At 61.1% G+C, this 19,721-nt stretch carries 18 protein-coding genes; 13 read left to right on the top strand and 5 right to left on the bottom strand.

From position 1 onward, the window contains the following. Positions 1 to 3 precede the first annotated feature (3 nt). Genes FLP30_RS12380 through bioD form a run of 3 tightly spaced genes read left to right on the top strand, consistent with a single transcriptional unit; the run spans position 4 to position 3,274 of the window. Complete coding sequence (locus FLP30_RS12380) at positions 4 to 1,188, top strand: aminotransferase class I/II-fold pyridoxal phosphate-dependent enzyme (protein WP_149280075.1); 1,185 nt, start codon at positions 4 to 6, stop codon at positions 1,186 to 1,188. Continuing rightward, positions 1,188 to 1,874 carry an alpha/beta fold hydrolase gene (locus tag FLP30_RS12375; protein ID WP_149280074.1) on the top strand — a complete coding sequence of 229 codons (687 nt, stop codon included), beginning with the start codon at positions 1,188 to 1,190 and terminating at the stop codon, positions 1,872 to 1,874. Before FLP30_RS12380 ends, FLP30_RS12375 begins: the two co-directional genes overlap by 1 nt. Then, positions 1,871 to 3,274: a dethiobiotin synthase gene (bioD, locus tag FLP30_RS12370; RefSeq protein WP_149280073.1), complete on the top strand. Its 1,404-nt coding sequence runs from the start codon at positions 1,871 to 1,873 to the stop codon at positions 3,272 to 3,274. Before FLP30_RS12375 ends, bioD begins: the two co-directional genes overlap by 4 nt. Before the next feature lie 108 nt (positions 3,275 to 3,382). On the opposite strand, the gene lexA is transcribed toward bioD, so the two are convergent. Continuing rightward, positions 3,383 to 4,036, bottom strand: coding sequence for a transcriptional repressor LexA (gene lexA, locus FLP30_RS12365; protein WP_149280072.1), 654 nt, complete (start codon positions 4,034 to 4,036; stop codon positions 3,383 to 3,385). 334 nt (positions 4,037 to 4,370) lie between these two features. On the opposite strand from lexA, the gene rpmG reads away from it, so the two are divergent. Then, complete coding sequence (gene rpmG / locus FLP30_RS12360; RefSeq protein WP_003623017.1) at positions 4,371 to 4,538, top strand: 50S ribosomal protein L33; 168 nt, start codon at positions 4,371 to 4,373, stop codon at positions 4,536 to 4,538. 122 nt (positions 4,539 to 4,660) lie between these two features. Here the strand turns inward: rpmG and FLP30_RS12355 are convergent, their stop codons facing one another. Both FLP30_RS12355 and eno read right to left on the bottom strand, forming a co-directional pair. Then, a complete protein-coding gene (locus FLP30_RS12355; RefSeq protein WP_149280071.1) occupies positions 4,661 to 4,990 on the bottom strand; it encodes an FtsB family cell division protein in 330 nt (109 codons plus the stop codon). A gap of 152 nt (positions 4,991 to 5,142) precedes the next feature. After that, positions 5,143 to 6,423 (bottom strand): phosphopyruvate hydratase, encoded by a 1,281-nt coding sequence (gene eno / locus FLP30_RS12350; RefSeq protein WP_149280070.1) that lies wholly within the window; start codon positions 6,421 to 6,423, stop codon positions 5,143 to 5,145. A gap of 187 nt (positions 6,424 to 6,610) precedes the next feature. On the opposite strand from eno, the gene FLP30_RS12345 reads away from it, so the two are divergent. From FLP30_RS12345 to FLP30_RS12325, 5 genes are all read left to right on the top strand, one after another. After that, entirely contained in the window at positions 6,611 to 7,087 is a 477-nt protein-coding gene (locus FLP30_RS12345) for a DUF3429 domain-containing protein (RefSeq protein ID WP_149280069.1), read from the top strand. A 122-nt stretch (positions 7,088 to 7,209) separates the two neighbouring features. Beyond that, on the top strand, positions 7,210 to 8,208 hold the full coding sequence (thiO, locus tag FLP30_RS12340) for a glycine oxidase ThiO (RefSeq protein ID WP_149280068.1): 999 nt from the start codon (positions 7,210 to 7,212) through the stop codon (positions 8,206 to 8,208). Then, positions 8,208 to 8,405 (top strand): sulfur carrier protein ThiS, encoded by a 198-nt coding sequence (gene thiS, locus FLP30_RS12335; RefSeq protein ID WP_149280386.1) that lies wholly within the window; start codon positions 8,208 to 8,210, stop codon positions 8,403 to 8,405. The genes thiO and thiS overlap by 1 nt, the downstream gene beginning before the upstream one ends. Before the next feature lie 5 nt (positions 8,406 to 8,410). Beyond that, positions 8,411 to 9,187 (top strand): thiazole synthase, encoded by a 777-nt coding sequence (locus FLP30_RS12330; protein ID WP_149280067.1) that lies wholly within the window; start codon positions 8,411 to 8,413, stop codon positions 9,185 to 9,187. Then, positions 9,184 to 9,813: a thiamine phosphate synthase gene (locus FLP30_RS12325; RefSeq protein WP_149280066.1), complete on the top strand. Its 630-nt coding sequence runs from the start codon at positions 9,184 to 9,186 to the stop codon at positions 9,811 to 9,813. The genes FLP30_RS12330 and FLP30_RS12325 overlap by 4 nt, the downstream gene beginning before the upstream one ends. Positions 9,814 to 9,840: 27 nt before the next feature. Here the strand turns inward: FLP30_RS12325 and recG are convergent, their stop codons facing one another. Beyond that, the gene (recG, locus tag FLP30_RS12320) at positions 9,841 to 11,982 is read right to left on the bottom strand and encodes an ATP-dependent DNA helicase RecG (RefSeq protein WP_149280065.1); all 2,142 of its coding nucleotides are present in this window, start codon (positions 11,980 to 11,982) and stop codon (positions 9,841 to 9,843) included. A 70-nt stretch (positions 11,983 to 12,052) separates the two neighbouring features. On the opposite strand from recG, the gene FLP30_RS12315 reads away from it, so the two are divergent. Both FLP30_RS12315 and mfd read left to right on the top strand, forming a co-directional pair. Then, entirely contained in the window at positions 12,053 to 12,382 is a 330-nt protein-coding gene (locus FLP30_RS12315; RefSeq protein ID WP_149280064.1) for an FAD assembly factor SdhE, read from the top strand. A 48-nt stretch (positions 12,383 to 12,430) separates the two neighbouring features. Next, the gene (mfd, locus tag FLP30_RS12310) at positions 12,431 to 15,901 is read left to right on the top strand and encodes a transcription-repair coupling factor (RefSeq protein ID WP_149280063.1); all 3,471 of its coding nucleotides are present in this window, start codon (positions 12,431 to 12,433) and stop codon (positions 15,899 to 15,901) included. 9 nt (positions 15,902 to 15,910) lie between these two features. On the opposite strand, the gene FLP30_RS12305 is transcribed toward mfd, so the two are convergent. Continuing rightward, positions 15,911 to 16,828 carry a hypothetical protein gene (locus FLP30_RS12305; protein ID WP_210419288.1) on the bottom strand — a complete coding sequence of 306 codons (918 nt, stop codon included), beginning with the start codon at positions 16,826 to 16,828 and terminating at the stop codon, positions 15,911 to 15,913. A 70-nt stretch (positions 16,829 to 16,898) separates the two neighbouring features. Here FLP30_RS12305 and FLP30_RS12300 point away from each other — a divergent pair, with 70 nt between their 5' ends. Together FLP30_RS12300 and FLP30_RS12295 are read left to right on the top strand one after the other, a co-directional pair. Next, a complete protein-coding gene (locus FLP30_RS12300) occupies positions 16,899 to 17,867 on the top strand; it encodes a bile acid:sodium symporter family protein (RefSeq protein ID WP_149280062.1) in 969 nt (322 codons plus the stop codon). A gap of 10 nt (positions 17,868 to 17,877) precedes the next feature. After that, positions 17,878 to 19,332, top strand: a complete 1,455-nt coding sequence (locus tag FLP30_RS12295; RefSeq protein WP_149280061.1) for a pyridoxal phosphate-dependent decarboxylase family protein — start codon at positions 17,878 to 17,880, stop codon at positions 19,330 to 19,332. Positions 19,333 to 19,721: the final 389 nt, after the last annotated feature.

The following is a 19,721-nucleotide window of genomic DNA, read 5'->3' as shown; positions in this document are numbered from 1 at the left end:
GCCATGATACGGTTTGATGAACTTTTTCACAAAGGGCTGAACAGCCTGGCAGGCCAGGGGCGTCTGCGGTCGTGCAGGCCATTGCAGGGCATTGGTCCGGGGCTGGTGCGCTGTGTCCAGACCGGGGCAGAACTGGTCGATTTTTCCTCCAATGACTATCTGGGGTTGCGCACACACCCTCTGCTGGCTGAGCGGGCAGCTCTGTGCGCGCAGGATGATGGCAGTGGCAGCGGTGCCTCCCGGCTGGTGACGGGCACCACAGCGCAGATGCGGATGCTGGAGCGGCGCGTGGCGGCCCTGAAAGCCATGCCTGATGCCCGCTTTTTTTCCTCCGGCTGGCAGGCCAATGCGTCACTCGTGCCCGCCCTGGCTCGTTTGTCGGTGCAGGAGACAGGGGCACCGGCGACCATTTTTGCAGACCGCCTCATGCACGCCAGCCTGTATCAGGGGTGCGCTGCCGCCGGGCTACGGCCGGTCAGGTTCCGACATAACGACATGGTCCATCTGGCCGAACTGCTGGCCAGCCATAAGGGAGATGGCCTACGCATTATCCTGACGGAAAGTGTTTTCAGCATGGATGGTGATCGTGCGGACATGCAGGCTCTGCATGCTCTGGCGCATGCGCATAATGCCCTGCTGTGCGTGGACGAGGCCCATGCAACCGGTATTCTGGGCGACGGCGGCAAGGGGCTGGCCTGTGGGCTGGCCGACCTTGTGGTGGGTACATTCAGCAAGGCACTCGGGGGCATGGGGGCGTTTGTCGCAGGGTCCGAGGTAGCCTGCACCTGGATTGAGAACACGGCTTCCGGCTTTATTTTCTCAACCGCTCCGTCTCCGCTGGTTTGGGGGGCTGCGGATGCTGCTCTGGACCTCCTGCCGGGTATGGAGGAGGAGCGGACCCATGTTGCAACCTTGGCCCAGCAGTTTCGGGTGCGCATGACTGCTGGTGGCATGGATGTCGGGCCTTCCACCACGCAGATTGTACCTGTGCTGGTTGGGGCAGAGCATGAGGCGCTGAATCTGGCGCGCACGATAGAGCATGCGGGCTTTCTGACTGTGGCCATCCGCCCCCCTACAGTCCCACCGGGGAGTTGCCGCCTGCGTGTGGTTTTTCATGCGCACCACACGACAGAGCAGATGGAGGCATTGGCCACCGCCATTCTGGCCGCCCAACACGAGAGGGGCTGATGCCACAGGTTTGTTCCGTTTTCTTGCATGGTTGGGGGTTTGGCGCGGATTTCTGGCAGCCGGTGCTGGATACCCTGAACTGGACAAACACGTGCGCGCCGGACCTGGGGTTTGTCGGGGCAACAGGGAACACGGCGGAGCCAACGCTCGACAGGTTGCGGCAGGCAGGCAGGCCGGTGCTTGCTGTTGGGCACTCGCTTGGGTTCCTGTGGCTGGCCGGGCAGGCGGCCCTGCCAGCGGGGAGCATGCTGGTGGGGGTGAATGCGTTTGGACGATTCGCCGCTGCACCAGACTTTGAGCAGGGTGTGCCGGTCAGAGTGCTCCAACGTATGCGGCGCGGGCTTGCGGCTGATGCTGTTACAGTGGTGGATGACTTTCGGAAGCGGTGTGGAGCCTCCACCTTGCCAGTCGGGGTCACGCCACACACTCAGGCTTTGCAGCATGGGCTGGACCTGCTGATAACAGGTGATGTTCGCCAAAACCTGCGTGAAAGGGCCGAACATGTGCACCTGCTGGGTGGGCGGCAGGATGGGCTGGTGCCGCCTGACATGACTGAGGCCTCAGTGCCGCACGGTGTTCCGCTAGCATGGCAGGAGGGCGGGCACTTGCTGCCTCAAACCCACCCGGCAGAATGTGCCGCTTACCTTGAGACCATACGCCAGAGCATGGAGCAGCATTCTGCATGACACAGATGACCCGCAACGAACGCATAAAAGCGAGTTTTGACGCGGCTGTGGCCTATGACAGTGCCGCCACAGTGCAGCGGCTGGCAGCCAGGAGGCTTGGCGCCCATATCAGCCAGAGCCTTGGCGGGCAGATCCCCCGGACCATTTTGGAAGTGGGGTGTGGAACAGGTTTTCTGACAGAAATCCTACGCGGTTTATGGCCAGAGGCCGAGATCGTGGCCACGGACTATGCCCCCCGCATGCTTGAGCGTGCTCAACAGCGTGGGCTGGAGCGGGTGCGCTTTGAGCGTATGGATCTGACACGGTTGGATGTGGACGGGCCGTTTGACCTCGTATGCGGCAATCTTGTGCTGCAATGGATGGACGAGCCCGGGCAGATTCTCAAGGACTTGTCAGCCCTGCTGGCGCCCGGTGGGCTGTTGGCGGTGTCTACCTTGCTGGAGGGAACATTTGCTCAATGGCAGGCTGCCTGCCGGGCAGAAGGGGGGCAGGCCGCAACGCCCGAGTATCCAAGCCTGACCAGCATGCAGGCTATTGTACCGTATCCCTGTGCGGGGGTATGGCAGCAGGAAAGCTGTGTGCAGCCGTTTGCATCAAGCTTGGAGTTTGTAAGGCACCTCAAGGCGACAGGGGCTGCCGTGCCGCGTGCAGATGTTGTTGCTCTCGGTCCAGGGCAGTTCCGCCGCGCAGTACGCAGGCTGGATGCCGCAGGGGCGGCTGTTACGTGGGAACTGGCTTACGGGTGCTTTCGCAAGCCCCCCAGGGCGGGTGTGTTTGTGACAGGTACGGATACAGGCGTGGGCAAGACACTGGTTTCAGCCTGTCTTGTCCGGCGCTGGCAGGCTGAATACTGGAAGCCCCTACAAAGTGGGCTGGCGGACGAGGCAGGTGATACACCAACCGTACAATGGCTCGCTGGCAACCCGGTGTGTTTTCCGCCTGCTCTGGCATGTCAGGCGTCTCTTTCCCCCGAGGCCGCAGCCCGTGCGGAAGGGGTTGAGGTGGACCCAGCACGGTTAACGCTGCCGGGGGCGGGTGCTCAGACACCTCTGGTCGTAGAAGGGGCTGGGGGCCTGATGGTCCCTGCAACACCTGAGCTGATGATGATTGACCTGGCCATCATGTGGGGGCTGCCGGTGGTGCTGGTAGCCCGCAGTGGGCTTGGCACGCTCAACCACACATTGCTGAGCCTTGAGGCCATGCGTGCCCGGGGCATAGCGGTTGCAGGCGTTGTGCTCAACGGCCCCGAAAACCCTGAAAACCGGCTGACGATTGAGGAAAAGGGCAGGGTGCGCGTTCTGGCGGAAATTCCACACTGTGCGGATATCACGCCCCAGACAGTGGATAATCTGGCAAAGCGCCTGCCGACCTGGGCTGATGTGATTCAGTCTGCCCGCTGAGATGGAAGGGTTTGAAACCCCACTTTCTCAGCGGGATGCCCCGTGATGGTGGGGCTGATGGGTAACGTGGGGGGCGTTTGTGTCCGCGCCCTCCCGGTGTGTGAGTCGTTAGTACTGACGCAAAAGCCCGGCCAGTTGCCCTTGGATGCGGAGTTTTTCCGCCGGGACAATCCGTGTCTCGTAACGCGGGTTGGCGGGTTCAAGAGCAACCATGGCCCCCTTGCGGCGCAGACGTTTGAGCGTGACCTCGTGCTCGTCAATCAGTGCTACGACAATCTGCCCGTTTTCGGCACTGTCGGTCTTGCGGATAATAACCTGGTCTCCGTCAAGAATACCGGCCTCGATCATGGAGTCGCCCACGACTTCCAGCGCATAGTAATCCCCACTGCCCAGCATGTCGGAGGACACGCTCAGGCTGCTCACGGGGTCTGCCAGAGCTTCAATCGGGGTACCTGCGGCAATACGGCCGTAAAGCGGCACCTTGAGCATTTCGCTCTTCTGGCGCGCAAAGCTGCCACGGATAACGTTGGAGGGCAGGTCTTCGGTAATTTCAGGCAGTTGGATAACTTCCAGCGCCCTAGCCCTGTGGTGGTGGCGGCGGAGAAAGCCCCGTTCCTCAAGGCCGGAAATCAGGCGGTGAATGCCCGATTTGGAGCGCAGGCCCATGGCTTCGCGCATTTCATCAAAGGAGGGGGAAAACCCTGTCTGTTTGAGGTGCGAGTCAATAAAAAGAAGCAGCTTGTGCTGTTTGCGTGTCAGCATCTCGCCCCCGGCAAGTCATGAGTAAAGTAGCACTGTCGTGTTTCTTTTTGTTCTATGTAGGTTCTTGTTTTTTGTCAATGTAAAGCCTGACGATTCAACTTGTTGCCGGTGCGTGGTCGCGGGTGTCGGGTCTTGTTGGCATGGGTCGGGCATACCCTGCCTGTGTGTCGGTCAGTGTGGCGTGGCGGGGATGATTGGCTGATTATTTGTGGTCTTGTGGGGTGTCTGCTGCAAGAAAGCTTGACCTTTTCATCGTCTATGCGCATTTTGCCGACACTTGAACACCTAGGGGCCGTGTTGTCTGGTCCCGTTACGATGTGCTGCTGAGGAAGTCATGGCCAAGACCAACGTTATCAAGATTCGTCTCGTCTCGACGGCGGACACCGGTTACTTCTATGTGACCAAGAAGAATGCCCGTGCCCACACCGGCAAGATGGAACTGAAGAAGTACGACCCGGTTGCTCGCAAGCACGTCGTGTTCCGCGAAGCCAAAATCAAATAAGGTTTGGCATTTGCCCAGACTGCTTGCGGTCTGGTTATGAACAACAGGAAACGGCGCCCCAGAGGCGCCGTTTCCTGTTTGGAAGCCCGTGACTGAAAGAAGGCACAGGTTTGAGAGAAGGATCAGAACACAGGGTCATGCCGGTCGTAGGGTACGACAATATCGTCCTTATCGGCCATGTTTAGCATGGCGCGGGCGCGTTCATCCAGAATATCGGTATCCAGCCCTTTTTCCTTCAGCGCGTTCACGCGCCTACGCCAGGCGGCCTGTTCGGTCAGTGAGTCCTGTCGGGCCTGTTTAGCCTGTTCCAGCAGAACAAGCTGCTGCTGGTAGGCCTGCATCCCATGGTCGCCTTGGGTTGCGTTCCAGCCGAAATAGCCAGCAATGCCCAAAAACACCATGGGCGGCACAATGGCCCGGATCATACGGCGAATAAAACGAACAATCTGCACGTGCGGCCTGCCCCATCGTGGAAATGACGTACCCTTTCTTCCTGTCTAGACGATGATATTCCTGACAGGAAAGAGGCTTTGTACAATAAAAAAGCCGCCTTCCCGTAGGAAAGCGGCTTTCAGTGTTTCCCGGTCTAGGAAACTGGCTGGTATCAGGCCGACTTCAGAATGCTGTAGCCAGCATACTGGGCCGCTGTTGCCAGTTCCTGCTCGATGCGGATGAGCTGGTTGTATTTTGCAGTCCGGTCAGAGCGGGAGAGCGAACCGGTCTTGATCTGCCCACAGTTTGTGGCCACGGCCAGGTCGGCAATGGTGGAGTCTTCGGTCTCGCCCGAGCGATGGCTCATCACGGCGGTGTAGCCCGCGCGGTGTGCCATTTCCACAGCCTGCAGGGTTTCGGTCAGCGTGCCAATCTGGTTGACCTTGACCAGCAGGGAGTTACCAACACCAGCCTTGATGCCACGGCGCAGGCGCTCGGGGTTGGTCACAAACAGATCGTCACCTACCAGCTGCACTTTCTGGCCCAGTGTCTGGGTCAGCAGGGCCCAGCCTTCCCAGTCGTCTTCGGCCATGCCGTCTTCGATGGAAACAATGGGGTAACGGCTGACAAGGTCGGCCAGGTAAGCGGCCATGCCAGCGGAATCGAAGCTCTTGCCTTCGCCTTCCATGGCGTATTTGCCGTTTTTGTAAAATTCGGTGCTGGCGCAATCCAGAGCGAATGTCACGTCCTCACCGGGGCGGTAGCCTGCGGCTTCCACTGCGCGGGTGATAAAGCCCAGGGCTTCGTCAGCCGACTTCAGGGCCGGGGCAAAACCCCCTTCGTCACCAACGTTGGTGTTGTGGCCAGCAGCGCTGAGGGCTTTTTTGAGCTGGAGGAAAATTTCAGAACCCCAGCGGATGGCATCGGCAACGCAGGGTGCGCCGACCGGCTGGATCATGAATTCCTGAATGTCGATGGGGTTGTCGGCATGTTGGCCGCCGTTGACGATGTTCATCATCGGCACGGGCAGGATATGGGCAAACGCACCGCCAACATAACGGTACAGCGGGATTTCCAGCTCAGCCGCCGTGGCTTTGGCAATCGCCAGCGAAACACCAAGAATGGCGTTGGCACCCAGACGCGCCTTGTTGGGCGTACCGTCCAGGTCGATCATGGCGTTGTCGATGTCGATCTGGTCAGAGGATTCCGCACCTTCAAGGGTGGGGAAGATTTCTGTTTCGATGTTCTCGACGGCCTTCAGCACGCCCTTGCCAGCGTAGCGCTTGGGGTCGCCATCACGCAGTTCAACGGCTTCATGCGCGCCGGTGGAAGCGCCTGACGGTACTGCCGCACGGCCCTGAGCGCCCGATGCCAGTTCAACATCAACTTCAACTGTGGGGTTGCCGCGGCTATCGAGAATTTCCCGCGCTACAATGTCAACAATCGCACTCATGGCTGTCTCTGCTCCTGTTGTTCCTCGGCGCCCGAAGGCGCGGGGTCTTCAATTCCGCTGGCCCCACAGGCGGGGCGGGCAGGAAGACCGGCTCCAGTGTGGTTGCTAGTGGCCTTGGGTTGGGCTTTCCTGTCAACACCGTAAAGCATGAAAACATGAACATTCGGAGGGCGCGGACGCGCATCGCATGACGAAACTTCCCTTTCTTGCCGTAGTTCTGATGCTTGCCAGCGTGCTGCCCTTTGTGGGGTGTGCCTGCGGCATCCTGTTTTTCGATTCTGGCGTGCCAACCCCTAACCTCATGGCGGGGCTGGAGCTTTATGCCGCAATCTCCTTGTCCTTTCTGGGGGCCGTGCACTGGGGGCAGGCGCTGGAAGGGGGTCGGGTCGTTCTGGTGGCTAATGCCGGGCGGGTCGACACCCTGCGGCTGGCTCTGGGCGTGGTGCCTGCCCTTATGGGGTGGTTTTGCGCCAGCGTGGCGTATGCTTGGGGGGCGTTGCCGGGGCTTGCCCTGTTTGCCGCAGCATTTGCCATAACCGCATTGGGTGAAAGGCAGGCCTGGCGGCGTGGCTGGTTGCCTGCCGGGTATATGGGCGTACGCTGGATTATGACGGCGGTGACCGAGTGCTGCCTGCTGATGGTCCTGCTGGCCCGTGCATTTTAACCCATCAGGGGTGCGTGCATGTGGGGGCTGCCTGTACTGGTGTCTGCCAGCCCCGGTGTTATGACAGGAACACAACAGACCGCCACGGGCGGCACTGTGGGAATGGACAAGAGGCAGAAGTGATGGACGGCAAAAGCAAACCACGCATTCTGGTCAAGGGCGCTGGTGTGGCCGGGCTGACGGCTGCTGTGACACTGGCGGAGCGTGGGGGGGCAGTAACCCTTTACGACCGCGGTGGACGGGTGGGGGCGGGTGCCTCATGGATGGCGGGGGGCATGCTGGCCCCTTGGTGCGAGGCAGAGTCGGCCCCGGCTGAAGTCACAGCCCAGTCCGCCGATTCGGTGGCGTGGTGGAAGGCCCATGTGCCGGGTGTAACCTGCAACGGCAGTCTGGTGCTGGCCCCTGCGCGGGATGTGGGGGAGCTGGCGCGCTTTGGCCGCCGGACATCACATTTTGAGCAGGTGGGGGCGGACGCCATTGCGGCTATGGAGCCTGATCTGGCCGGGCGTTTCCATAAAGGATTGTTTTTTCCTGATGAGGCACACGTTAACCCGCGTGACGCCCTGCATGCGCTCCTGGACCGGCTTGTCAGCCTGGGCGGACAGGCCTGTTTTGATGAGGCAACACCCCCGGATGAGGCCACGTTTGACTGGGTGGTGGATTGCACCGGCCTGAACGATCGTGACAGGTGCGACACCCTGCGTGGCGTCAGGGGCGAAATGCTGCTGCTGCGCTGCCCCGATGTGCAACTGCATCGGTCGGTACGCATGCTGCACCCGCGCATTCCTGTTTATATCGTGCCCCGGGCAAACCATCTCTTCATGGTCGGTGCAACCATGATAGAAAGTGAGGATGCCGGGGGCATGACCGTGCGTTCGATGATGGAATTGCTTAATTCCGTCTGGACATTGCACCCCGGTTTTGCCGAGGCGGAAATTGTCGAAATGGGGGTGGGGGTGCGCCCCTCATACCCCGACAATGTGCCGCGTGTGGTCCGCCATGGGCGGTATGTCTCGGTTAATGGTATGTACAGACATGGTTTTCTGCTGTCTCCCGCACGGGCGCGGGAAGCCGCCGATCTGATTTTCGGGCCGGAAAACCGGGAAGGTAACGACCAATGATCACTGTTCTGGTCAATAATGAAGAGCATGCCGTGTCGGCAACGACACTGGCTGACCTGCTGGACGAACTGGGCTACGGCGGCGCGCGTGTTGCTACGGCGCTGGATGGTGTTTTCATTCCGGCACCAGGGCGAGCAGCCGCCAGCCTTGGCGCAGGTGCCAGGGTGGAGGTCGTAGCCCCCATGCAGGGGGGCTGAAGGGTATGGCACGTCAGTTTTACGGGCAGAGCCTTACGTCCCCCCTTATGCTGGGTACGGCGCAGTATCCTTCGCCCGAAATCCTTAAGGAGGCCGTACTGGCGGCGCAGCCGGGGGTTGTAACCGTGTCCTTGCGGCGAGAGGCCGCGCGGGAGCGCGCTGGGCAGGCCTTTTGGTCGCTGATTCAGGGGCTGGCTGTGCCAGTGCTGCCCAATACCGCCGGGTGCCACACCGTGCGCGAGGCGGTGACAACCGCCCACATGGCGCGTGAGGTGTTTGGCACGGACTGGATCAAGCTCGAGGTCATTGGTGAGCAGGATACCCTGCAACCCGATGTTTTCGGTCTGGTCGAAGCCGCCCGTATTTTGTCGGAGGACGGGTTTAAGGTCTTTCCCTACACCACGGAAGACCTTGTGGTGGCGGAAAGGCTGCTTGCTGTCGGGTGCGAGGTGCTTATGCCCTGGGGGGCACCCATCGGGTCGGGGCGGGGGTTGAACAACGTGTTCGGCCTGCGCGCCATGCGTGCGCATTTTCCCGATGTGCCGCTGGTGGTCGATGCGGGTATCGGGGTGCCATCCCATGCAGCACAGGCGCTGGAACTGGGGTATGACGCCGTGCTGATCAATACGGCCGTGGCCCATGCAGGGGACCCGGCACAAATGGCCCGCGCTTTTGGGCTTGCGGTGCAGGCTGGCGTGCTGGCGCGTGAGGCTGACCCGATGGAAGCACGGGACATGGCAGCCCCGTCCACCCCTGTTGCAGGAAAGGCATTTTTAGCATGAGCACACTCCCCCAGGCCATATATCCGGTTGTTGATGTCGCCCAATGGGTGGACAGGCTGGGGCGTGCAGGAGCCCGCTTCATACAGTTGCGGCTGAAGGATAAGCCAGCAGCGGCTGTGGTGGCGGAAGTCCGCCAGGCACGCCAGTTTGCCCAGCAGTGGGGTGTCTGCCTTGTGCTGAATGATTACTGGCAGATCGCACTGGACGAGGGGATCGACTACATCCACCTCGGGCAGGAAGATCTGGACACGGCAGACCTTGCGGCCATTCGTGCCGGAGGGATCAGGCTGGGGATCAGCACGCATAGCCATGAGGAACTGGATAGGGCCTTGGCCTGCAAGCCTGATTACGTGGCGCTTGGCCCGATATGGGAAACCCGGCTCAAAAAAATGGCGTTCGGCCCGCAGGGGACAGCTAAACTGACCGACTGGAAAGCCCGCATAGGCAGTCTGCCGCTGGTGGCTATCGGGGGTATTACCCTGGCCCGTGTCAAACCATGCCTGGAGGCCGGGGCGGATTGTGTCTCAGCCGTATCAGACTTTATCCTGCATGCTGACCCACAAGCGCAGGTTGAGGCTTGGCTGGCCGCAACCCGGAGTGCCGGGGTGCAGCCCCAGCACGGATAACCGCCGGGTTGATGGTAACAGGGCTGTTCAGCCGCCGTTGAAAATACGGGCGGCATCGGCCTTGTCAAAGAGTGTCAGCAGGACAGTCGGTGCGGTATCCAGTGGCTGCGCTGTTTCAGGCGCAGTCGAGGGCAGAATAACCTCTGCCTGAGCGTAGGCGATTGCCAGAATTTTATCGACAAGTTCTTCCGGGGCCAGTCGGTATTCTGGCAGGCCGGACTGGCGGCGGCCTGTGGCATCGCCCCCACCACGCAGGCGGAAGTCTTCATCCGCGATCAGAAAGCCATCTTCTGTGTCGCGCAGGCATGTCAGGCGGTTGCGGGCTGTCTGGCCCAGTGCGGCATCATGCAGCATCAGGCAGTAGGAGGCATCAGCCCCGCGCCCCACGCGGCCACGCAACTGGTGCAACTGCGCCAGCCCAAAGCGCTCGGCATGTTCGATCACCATGACCGTGGCCGAGGGAATATCCACCCCCACCTCAATAACAGTGGTGGCGACGAGAATGCGGGTCTGCCCGGTTGCAAAATCCTGCAACGCCTGTTCCCGCAGGGTGGCATCCTGCTGGCCATGTGCCAGCCCGACCACAGCCCCAAAGCGTTCCATGAGCTCCGCGTAGCGGGCTTCGGCCGCAGCAATGTCCAGGGCCTCACTTTCCGACACCAGCGGGCAGACCCAGAAAATCTGCGCCCCGTTGCGTAAGGCCCGCTCCAGCGCGGCCAGAATATCCTCCATCGCTGCCAGAGCGTGCAGGGAGGTATGGACGGGTTTGCGGCCCGCAGGCTTGCCGTCCAGGCGGCTGATCTGCATGTCACCAAAGCGGGTGAGCAGCAGGGTGCGGGGGATAGGGGTTGCGGTCATGAGCAGCATGTCCGCGTTCTGGCCCTTTTCCAGCAGGGTCAGTCGCTGCTCCACTCCAAAGCGGTGCTGTTCATCAATCACAACCAGCCCGAGGTCGGCAAACTGCACACCGTCTTGCACCAGTGCGTGCGTACCCACGACCAGTTGGGCAGTGCCATCCGCAATGCTTGCAAGGGCTGTTTTACGCGCCTTGCCTTTGACACTGCCTGACAGAAACACCACCGGCACGGGGGAAAGCCGCGTGAGCGTGGCGGCATGCTGGCGGGCCAGAATTTCCGTCGGGGCCATCAGTGCAGCCTGTGCGCCCGATTCTGCGGCGCGGAGCATGGCCATAAGGGCGACAAGTGTCTTACCTGCTCCGACATCCCCTTGCAGCAGGCGGCGCATGCGACGGGGCTGGGCCATATCGGCCTCAATTTCCTGCAGCACATGTCGCTGGCCGGGGGTAGGGGCGTGGCCGAAGGTTTTCAGGCTTTGCTGTTGCAGTGCGCCATCCCCCGTCATGGTGCGACCGGGCCGTGCGCGGGAGGCACGTTGGGCAATCCGCATGGCTAACTGGTCGGCCAGCAGCTCGTCACACGCCAGGCGGGCCTGGGCGCGTGCATAGCATTTCTGCCATGCACTGCCGGACTGGCTGTCAGGGATGGAGGCGGGGGACTGCAACCAGTGCAGGGCTGTTGCAAAATCCGGCCAGCTATTGTGGTGCAGTAAAGCGGGGTCGAGCCATTCTGGCAGGTCGGGGGGCAGCAGGGCCAGAGCCGCTGTCATGGCCTGACGAACCTGCCCGCTAAACAGCCCCGCTGTCAGCGGCCAGACAGGGTCCAGTATGGGAATCCGTTCGGTCGTGGCGGCAGGCAGAAGGTAGTCCGGTGTGGTCATGCCCAGCCGGTCATGGAACTGTTCCACCATGCCCGAGAGAGCGAGCGGGGCGTCTTTCACCAATTGCTTCCCCTGCCATGGGGAAAAAACCGCAATATCCAGCGTGCCTGTGCCATCCGATAGGGTGGCCCGCCAAGGTTGGCGGCTGTGTGGCGTGGGGGGGCGGACATCACACACCACACCGCAGATTGTGGCGATCATACCGGGTTTGATGTCACGCAGGGCAGGGCGTAGCCTGCGGTCAGTCACGGTTTCAGGCGGGCGGAACAGCAGGTCCATGACCCGTGAGCCACCCGTAATACGCGCCAGAAGCCGCGCGCGTGCGGTGTTAACCCCGCGCAGGCTTTCAAGCGGGGCCAGTAACGGAGCCAGTGCACAAAGTGCCTCTTGTGTCCGAACCGAAGAGGATGTGAAGGAAAGGGGGCTGGACACCGGCAAGAACACAGGCCTCTGTTTGGCTGGCTGACAGAAACGAACAGCAACGGTATAGGACAGCTGCGCCATGCAGGACAATTTTACACAGACATCCCCCCTCCAGCCCACGCCCGAAACCACAGCGGGCGAGGACACTCTGGCCCCACGGCGGCGTCGGCTGCGCTTTCGGGCCCAGCACCGTGGCACTTTCGAGACGGATATTCTCATCGGCGGGTTTGTGGATGAACAGGTTGATAGCCTGAACGAGCAGGAACTGACCGACATGGAGGCCATTCTTGAAATGCCCGACCCGGACCTGACAGACTGGCTTTTTGGCCGTCTGCCCTTGCCGGAAGAAAAGGCAACCCCCATGCTGCGCCGTATGGTGGCGTCCTGCCGCGCCAGATGCGGCCATTAAGCGCCGTACCGAATGCCAGCAGATGACAGGATAAGAGACAAAGGCCAGATGACAGCAGATACAGGCACGCATACTCGTATTGCCACTCTTTGGGGCGTGCCAGAGGGTTACGATGCCCTGCTGCTGGCGCGGCGAGCGCGTGAACACAAAGGCCCGGTGCTGCATGTGGCCCGGAGCGACGCCGCCATGGTCCGTCTGGCCGAGCTTCTGGCCTTTGTCGCGGCCGATATTGAAATCCTGCGTTTTCCTGCGTGGGACTGCCTGCCGTATGATCGCGTGTCCCCCAATCCCACGTTGGTGGCGGAGCGTGTGGCAACGCTGACACGGCTTTTGGAGCCTGCATCTGGCAAGCCTCGACTGGTGCTGACCACGATTAACGCCGCCGTGCAGCGTGTTGCCCCCCGCCGGACGTTTGAGGGGCAGTCCCTGACCATCAAAACAGGGGAAAGTCTGGATCAGGCGTTGCTGATCGATCTGCTGGTGGCCAATGGCTACACCCGCACCGATACGGTGATGGAAGCCGGGGAGTTTGCAACGCGCGGGGGTATTTTTGACCTTTACCCCGCAGGCGCGCCCGAACCTGTCAGGCTCGACCTGTTTGGGGAAGAGGTGGAAAATATTCGCGCCTTTGACCCAGGCACCCAGCGCTCGACAGAAAAGCGGGACAGCCTTGTGCTGTGTCCTGTGTCCGAATTCTCGCTCGATGCCGACAGTATTGCGCGTTTCCGCACAGGCTGGCGTGATGCCTTTGGCCCGGCGGCAGCGTCGGACCCGTTGTATGAGCATGTGTCCGATGGGCGCAGGCACCCGGGGCTGGAACATTGGCTGCCCCTGTTCCATGAGCATCTGGAAACCCTGTTTGATTACCTGCCCGGTGCTGCCATTACGCTGGAACATCAGGTGGAAGAGGGGCTTGCTGCCCGGCTGGATATGATAGCCGACCATTATCAGGCCCGGCGTCAGCCCGTGCGTGAGGGGGAAACACCTTATCGGCCTCTACCGCCGCACTTGCTCTATCTTGATCGCAAAGGGTGGGACGCCGTGCTGGACCGCATGGCGGTGGTGGCGTTTAGCCCCTATGCCCAGCCAGACGGTGCTGCCGGGGTCGATATGGGCGGCAGACCGGGCAAAATGTATGCCAAAATTGTCCCCGGCGCCCAGCGTGAGCAGGTGTTCGGCCTGCTGGGGGACCAGGTGCGTGAATGGTCGCAGGTTGGCCGCCGGGCGTTTGTGGCGGCATGGAGCCGTGGCTCGCGCGAGCGTATTGCCACACTGCTGCATGAACATGGCGTTGCCACGGAAACATTCGAGACATGGCAGCAGGCCAGCAAGGCCCGCCCCGGCCCGGTGGGTCTGCTGACCCTGGGGCTGGAACGTGGTTTTGTCGCGGATGATCTGGCGCTGGTGTCCGAGCAGGACCTGCTGGGCGAGCGTATTGGTCGCCCCCCACGCCGCCGCCGCCGTGCAGACGAACTGATTGCGGAAGCCAGTGAACTGTCGTCGGGTGATCTGGTCGTGCATCAGGACTACGGCATTGGCCGTTACGACGGGTTGGAAACGGTCAGTGTTGGCGTAGCCCCGCATGACTGCCTGCGGCTGTTGTATGATGGCGGGCAGAAGCTGTATCTACCTGTCGAGAATATCGAACTGCTCAGCCGTTTTGGTTCCGATCAGGCCGGGGTAGCCCTGGACAAGCTGGGTGGTGTTGCCTGGCAGAACCGCAAGGCGCAGATGAAAAAGCGCATCCGCGATATGGCGGGTGACCTTATTCGTACAGCCGCAGCCCGAGCGCTCAGGGAAGCGCCGGAACTGACCCCGCCAGAAGGCATGTGGGACGAGTTCTGCGCCCGTTTTCCGTTTGTTGAAACAGACGATCAGGCCCACGCCATTGCCGATGTGCTGGGCGACATGGCATCGGGCAGGCCCATGGACCGGCTTGTCTGTGGCGATGTAGGCTTTGGCAAGACCGAGGTTGCACTGCGCGCGGCGTTTGTGGCCGCAATGTCTGGTGGTCAGGTGGCGGTTGTGGTGCCCACAACCTTGCTGGCCCGCCAGCATTACAGAACCTTCGCCGCCCGGTTTGAGGGCTTTCCCATCAAGGTGGCGCAGTTGTCGCGGATGGTAACGGGCAAGGAGGCCACAGCCGTACGCAAGGGCTTGGCGGATGGCACCGTTAACATTGTTATCGGCACCCATGCTCTGCTGGCCAAGACTGTTCAGTTTTCCGCCCTTGAACTGCTGATTATTGATGAAGAACAGCATTTTGGGGTCAGCCATAAGGAAAAACTCAAAGCCCTGCGTGAGGACGTGCATGTCCTGACCCTGTCCGCCACGCCGCTGCCCCGTACCTTGCAGCTTGCCCTGTCGGGTGTGCGGGAAATGAGCCTGATTGCCACCCCGCCGACAGACAGACTGGCGGTGCGTACATTTATCATGCCGTTTGACAGTGTGGTGATCCGCGAGGCCATCCAGCGCGAGCGGTTCCGTGGTGGGCAGGTTTTCTGTGTCGCCCCCCGGATCGAGGATCTGGACCGGCTGGCGGAAAGGCTGGCCACCATTGTGCCCGATGCACGGGTGGTGCAGGCCCACGGGCGTCTGGCCGCCACAGAGCTTGAACGAGTGATGACCGAGTTCTCCGACGGGAAATACGACATCCTGCTCTCCACCAATATTGTGGAAAGCGGGTTGGATATGCCTGCGGTTAATACCCTGATCATCCATCGGGCGGACATGTTCGGCCTTGGCCAGTTGTACCAGCTCCGTGGGCGTGTCGGGCGTGGCAAACAGCGTGGCTATGCGTACCTGACCTGGCCGCAGACACATGTTCTGTCCGCATCGGCCGACAAGCGGCTGGAAATCATGCAGACGTTGGATACGCTGGGGGCGGGCTTTACCCTGGCCTCGCATGATCTGGACCTGCGTGGGGCAGGTAACCTGCTGGGTGACCAGCAGTCCGGCCATGTCAGGGAGGTCGGGATCGAACTCTACCAGCAGATGCTGGAGGATGCCGTGGCCGATCTACGCTCCGAACAGGGGCGGAGCAGGCAGGAGGAAAGGGACTGGGTTCCCATTATTGTCATGGGTCTGCCTGTGCTTATCCCGGACAGCTATGTGCCTGATCTGCCGGTGCGGCTTGGCCTGTACCGCCGTATTGGCGGCCTGTCCTCCGATGCGGAAATGGAGGCCATGGAGGCAGAACTGGTGGACCGCTTTGGTGCGGTCCCGCAGGAGCTGAAAAACCTGCTGGATACCGTTGACCTGAAAAGATTCTGCCGTCTGGCAGGGGTGGAAAAAGTGGAGGCAGGCCCCAAGGGCATGGTCATCCAGTTCCGCCAGAACAGTTTCCGCAATCCCGCAGGGTTGGTGCAGTGGATGGGCCGGTGGAAAGATGGCGCAGTGCGTCTGCGGCCTGACCATAAGCTGGCGGTGGTGCGTGAACTCACCAACGTCCAGCGCATGGGGCTGGCCCGCAAAGTGCTGAAAGAACTGGCAGCCCTGTGTGAAAAATGTCCTGCCTGATGAGGCAGGCTATTGTATAGGCAGGGGAAAGCCGTTTACGGTCAGCACGCCACTGCTCCAGCTTGTGTCCCAGGTGTTGGCATTGCCGCTACGGTGGCTGACCAGTCGGGCCAGGACCAGGGCGGTGGCCAGTTTGATCTGCCCTTCCGCTCGGGCAGTGCTGATCAGGCCTTCCAGATTGCTGATTTCCAGATGGCCGGAGGCTGATGTTGCCGACACATCGCCCGTCAGCGTCGCCTGTCCGTGCCCGCTCAGCACGCTGTCTTTTTGCGCGGCACGGAGTTCGGCAATATCAACATGCACCGCAGGGGCTGCTGTGCTGCGTCCGCCAATGGCGGCCAGCAGGGCGGGGAGTTCATTCACAGGGATCGAGAAGGCGGCGTGGGCCTGTGTCGGTAGCAGACCCTGGTTGGCGACATTGTGATAATGCAGGCCACCAAGGTTTAATGTTGCGGCGGAACGCCCTGTGCCTGTGCGGCCCTGAAGCTGCAACTGCGCCGTTCCGACACTGACCTGTGCCGTTCCCACGACGATGGATGCACTTTTCCAGCTCATGCCCAGGCTTTTGCCACTGGCCAGTATGGCCTGAGCAGCCGTTCCCTGCTCGGACAGCCAGGAGGAGCAGGCAGCATTATGCTGCCCCGTGACAGAGGACAGAAGCAGGAGGGACGCCGCCTCGGCCATGGCATGCACGCTGTCCGGGCTGCTGCCAGCGGGGGCCGCAAACTGCATGTGGGCCGCATGCAAAGTGCTGCGGCCGTCGCCTGTCCTCACGACAAGGCCGGTATAGCTGGCCCCCTGCGCGCTATCGTGACTGATATGGGCGCACGCCGCCGGAGGGGCCGCATGGGCGGTCAGAGGCAGTGCGAGACCTGCCAGAGCAGGCAGCACATAGGCCAGAGCGGGATGTATAAAATTCTGCTTCATTGCGTCGGCAGGGTGCCGCAAGTAAAAGCGGCATGCAATATCGCAATCCTTCAGGGCGGGAACGGGCACCATGCGGTTTCTGAAAATGGATCCTTTTTTGCTGGGTTTGCTGGTGGCTATCCTGCTGGCGACTGTCTTGCCCTGTCAGGGGGTGGCGGTACCGCTGTTCCATGGCCTGTCCGTGGCATTGATTGCGCTAATGTTCTTTCTGCAAGGGGCGCGGCTGTCGCGTAAGGCGGTGCTCGAAGGCGTGGTGGCCTGGCGGTTGCATGCTGTCATACTGGCCTGCACGTTTGTGCTGTTTCCGCTCATAGGGCTGCTGGCTTATAAGCTGTTCCCGCATGTGCTGGCGCCAGAGGTCTGGCTGGGCATGCTGTTCCTGTGCTGCCTGCCGTCCACTGTGCAGTCATCCATTGCCTTTACGTCCATTGCGGGGGGCAATGTGCCTGCCGCGGTGTGTGCGGCAACGGCGTCCAATGTGTTTGGTATTTTCATTACGCCAGTGCTGGTCAGCCTTGTGCTGCGGCAGGATGGGGCGGCCATGGGCAACCCGCTGGATATTGTCTACCAGCTTCTGGTCCCCTTTGTTCTAGGGCAGATCTGCCAGCCTTTCCTGGGGGCATGGGCACATCGGAAGAAAAAGCTGCTGTCCTTGACGGACCGGGGCTCTGTTCTGGTGGTGGTGTATGTGGCGTTCAGCAGTGCTGTGGTGGAAGGGTTGTGGCACAGGCTGCCATTGGAGCAGTTGGGCATGATTGTTGTGGCTGATACCGCCCTGCTGCTGCTTGTGCTGGCCATAACCATTGTGTGCAGCCGCATCCTGCGTGTTCCTTACAGGGACGAAATTGCCATTGTTTTCTGTGGGTCCAAGAAAACGCTGGCATCGGGCGTGCCTATGGCCAATGTCCTGTTCCCGCCCGCCTCTGTTGGGATCATTGTGCTGCCGCTGATGGTTTATCATCAGATCCAGCTTTTCCTCTGTGCTGTGCTGGCCCGGCATTTTGCCCGCAAGCATGGTGCTGCACAGGCTGCGGAATAAAGGCGGCCCTATGTCCAACCTGGACCCGGAAGACTGGGAAAGCCTGCGGGCTATTGGCCACAGCATGCTGGATGGCATGCTGGATAATATCCGCTCTGTGGCGCAGGGGCCTGTCTGGCAGCCTCCGCCAGAGGCGGTGCGTGGCATGTTCCAGACAGCGCCTCTCCCTCAGGCGGGCACTGATTTAGCCCAGCTTTACCAGCAGTTCATGCGTGATGTGGTGCCTTATGCTGTGGGCAACAGGCACCCGCGTTTTATGGGCTGGGTGCATGGCGGTGGGACCGCGCAGGGTATGCTGGCCGAGATGCTGGCTGCGGGGCTTAATGCCAATCTGGGTGGCCGCAACCATATTCCTGTGGATGTGGAGCGTATGGTTATCCGTTGGGCAGCCAGTATGTTCGGTTTTCCGCAGGAGGCCACGGGGCTGCTTGTTACCGGGTCTTCCATGGCCAACTTCATCGCCATTCTGACAGCCAGCCGTGCCGTGGCAGAGGGTGGAGCAATCCGGCAGGCCGGACTGTCGGGGCGGCCGCTGGTTGGGTATGCCTGTGCCAGTGCCCATGGCTGTATTGCCCGCGCTTTTGACATGGCAGGATTGGGCACACAGGCCCTGCGGCGTGTGCCTATGGATGCTGATTTCCGCATGGATGTGCGGGCACTTGAATGCATGATTGCAGCAGATCGGGCGCAGGGGCTTGAACCTTTTGTGGTGATCGGGACAGCAGGCACGGTTGATGTCGGGGCTGTGGACCCGCTGGACGCACTGGCAGATCTGGCTGCGCGGGAGAAGCTCTGGTTCCATGTTGATGGAGCTTTTGGAGCCATGGCCCGCCTGTCGGAGGCGTATGCTCCGTTGCTGCATGGCATGGAGCGGGCGGATAGTCTGGCGTTTGACTTCCACAAATGGGCGCAGGTTCCTTACGATGCCGGGTGTGTGCTCGTGCGCGAGCCGGGGCGACAGGCCGCAGCCTTTGCCCAGTCGCTAGACTATCTGTCGCGCGAGGACAGGGGGCTGGCAGCGCAGGCCCCGTGGTTCTGTGACTTTGGGCCGGACCTGTCACGTGGGTTTCGGGCGCTTAAGGTCTGGTTTGCCATCGCCGGGTTCGGCACGGATGGGCTGGGGGCGGTGGTTACGCGGTCCTGCGCAGTGGCGCGCTATCTGGCAATGCGGGTCAATGCCCTGCCGTGGCTGGAGCTCATGGCCCCGGTTGTATTGAATGTGGTCTGCTTTCGGGTGGTTGCTCTACAGGCATATGACCCGGATTGGCTGAATGCTGAACTGGTGAAAGACCTGCACGAAAGTGGTGTGGCAGCGCCCTCGACCACCAAAGTGAACGGGCAGGTTGTGATACGGGCGGCCTTGGTCAACCATCGCACAACGGAGCATGATGTCGATATTATGCTTGATATGCTGCACAGCTTAGCTACTGCGCGACAGAGTGAGGGGCAGGCAGGGCCGGGCTAAAAGGCTATGCGGGCAGCGGTTGCGCTGGAATGGGGCATAGTCTGTGTTAAGGGGCGTGCGATAGCTGGCACGCCAACTCTGCTTCTGCGTTACAAACGGATGGCTGGGTGCAGAGGCTCTCCTTAGGAAGGCCCCCGTGTTGACGGATGGGGGCTGCCCATCCATGGAATCTCCGTTGGGAAGTGCCGTCACGGATATCGGGCTTCTAGCGAGGCTTTTTATGGCCTAGCAAAGAAGTTCGTTATCTACCGAGTAGTAGCTGGGCTCTTCCGCACTTATGGGCATGCAGCGTTCTGTAACCCAAGGCGGCATATAAAAGTTTGCTGCCTTTGGCCCCGCCATGCTCTGCGCATGCGGAGCGCTGCGTCCAACACTGAGTCGCTGCCTAT

It is taken from the genome of Acetobacter vaccinii (genome assembly GCF_008365315.1).
GTDB lineage: Bacteria > Pseudomonadota > Alphaproteobacteria > Acetobacterales > Acetobacteraceae > Acetobacter > Acetobacter vaccinii.
Note: the sequence above shows the minus strand (reverse complement) of the source record. Positions and strands in the feature narration are given on the sequence as shown.

What these genes read in the sequence shown, in the direction of transcription:
- FLP30_RS12315 (WP_149280064.1), top strand. Translation starts at nt 12,053, where the DNA reads ATGCAGGACAATTTTACACAGACATCCCCCCTCCAGCCCACGCCCGAA.
- lexA (WP_149280072.1), bottom strand. Translation starts at nt 4,036, where the DNA reads ATGCTGACACGCAAACAGCACAAGCTGCTTCTTTTTATTGACTCGCAC.
- FLP30_RS12345 (WP_149280069.1), top strand. Translation starts at nt 6,611, where the DNA reads ATGACGAAACTTCCCTTTCTTGCCGTAGTTCTGATGCTTGCCAGCGTG.
- FLP30_RS12300 (WP_149280062.1), top strand. Translation starts at nt 16,899, where the DNA reads ATGCGGTTTCTGAAAATGGATCCTTTTTTGCTGGGTTTGCTGGTGGCT.
- rpmG (WP_003623017.1), top strand. Translation starts at nt 4,371, where the DNA reads ATGGCCAAGACCAACGTTATCAAGATTCGTCTCGTCTCGACGGCGGAC.
- thiO (WP_149280068.1), top strand. Translation starts at nt 7,210, where the DNA reads ATGGACGGCAAAAGCAAACCACGCATTCTGGTCAAGGGCGCTGGTGTG.
- FLP30_RS12295 (WP_149280061.1), top strand. Translation starts at nt 17,878, where the DNA reads ATGTCCAACCTGGACCCGGAAGACTGGGAAAGCCTGCGGGCTATTGGC.
- bioD (WP_149280073.1), top strand. Translation starts at nt 1,871, where the DNA reads ATGACACAGATGACCCGCAACGAACGCATAAAAGCGAGTTTTGACGCG.
- FLP30_RS12325 (WP_149280066.1), top strand. Translation starts at nt 9,184, where the DNA reads ATGAGCACACTCCCCCAGGCCATATATCCGGTTGTTGATGTCGCCCAA.
- FLP30_RS12375 (WP_149280074.1), top strand. Translation starts at nt 1,188, where the DNA reads ATGCCACAGGTTTGTTCCGTTTTCTTGCATGGTTGGGGGTTTGGCGCG.
- mfd (WP_149280063.1), top strand. Translation starts at nt 12,431, where the DNA reads ATGACAGCAGATACAGGCACGCATACTCGTATTGCCACTCTTTGGGGC.
- FLP30_RS12380 (WP_149280075.1), top strand. Translation starts at nt 4, where the DNA reads ATGATACGGTTTGATGAACTTTTTCACAAAGGGCTGAACAGCCTGGCA.
- FLP30_RS12305 (WP_210419288.1), bottom strand. Translation starts at nt 16,828, where the DNA reads ATGAAGCAGAATTTTATACATCCCGCTCTGGCCTATGTGCTGCCTGCT.
- FLP30_RS12330 (WP_149280067.1), top strand. Translation starts at nt 8,411, where the DNA reads ATGGCACGTCAGTTTTACGGGCAGAGCCTTACGTCCCCCCTTATGCTG.
- eno (WP_149280070.1), bottom strand. Translation starts at nt 6,423, where the DNA reads ATGAGTGCGATTGTTGACATTGTAGCGCGGGAAATTCTCGATAGCCGC.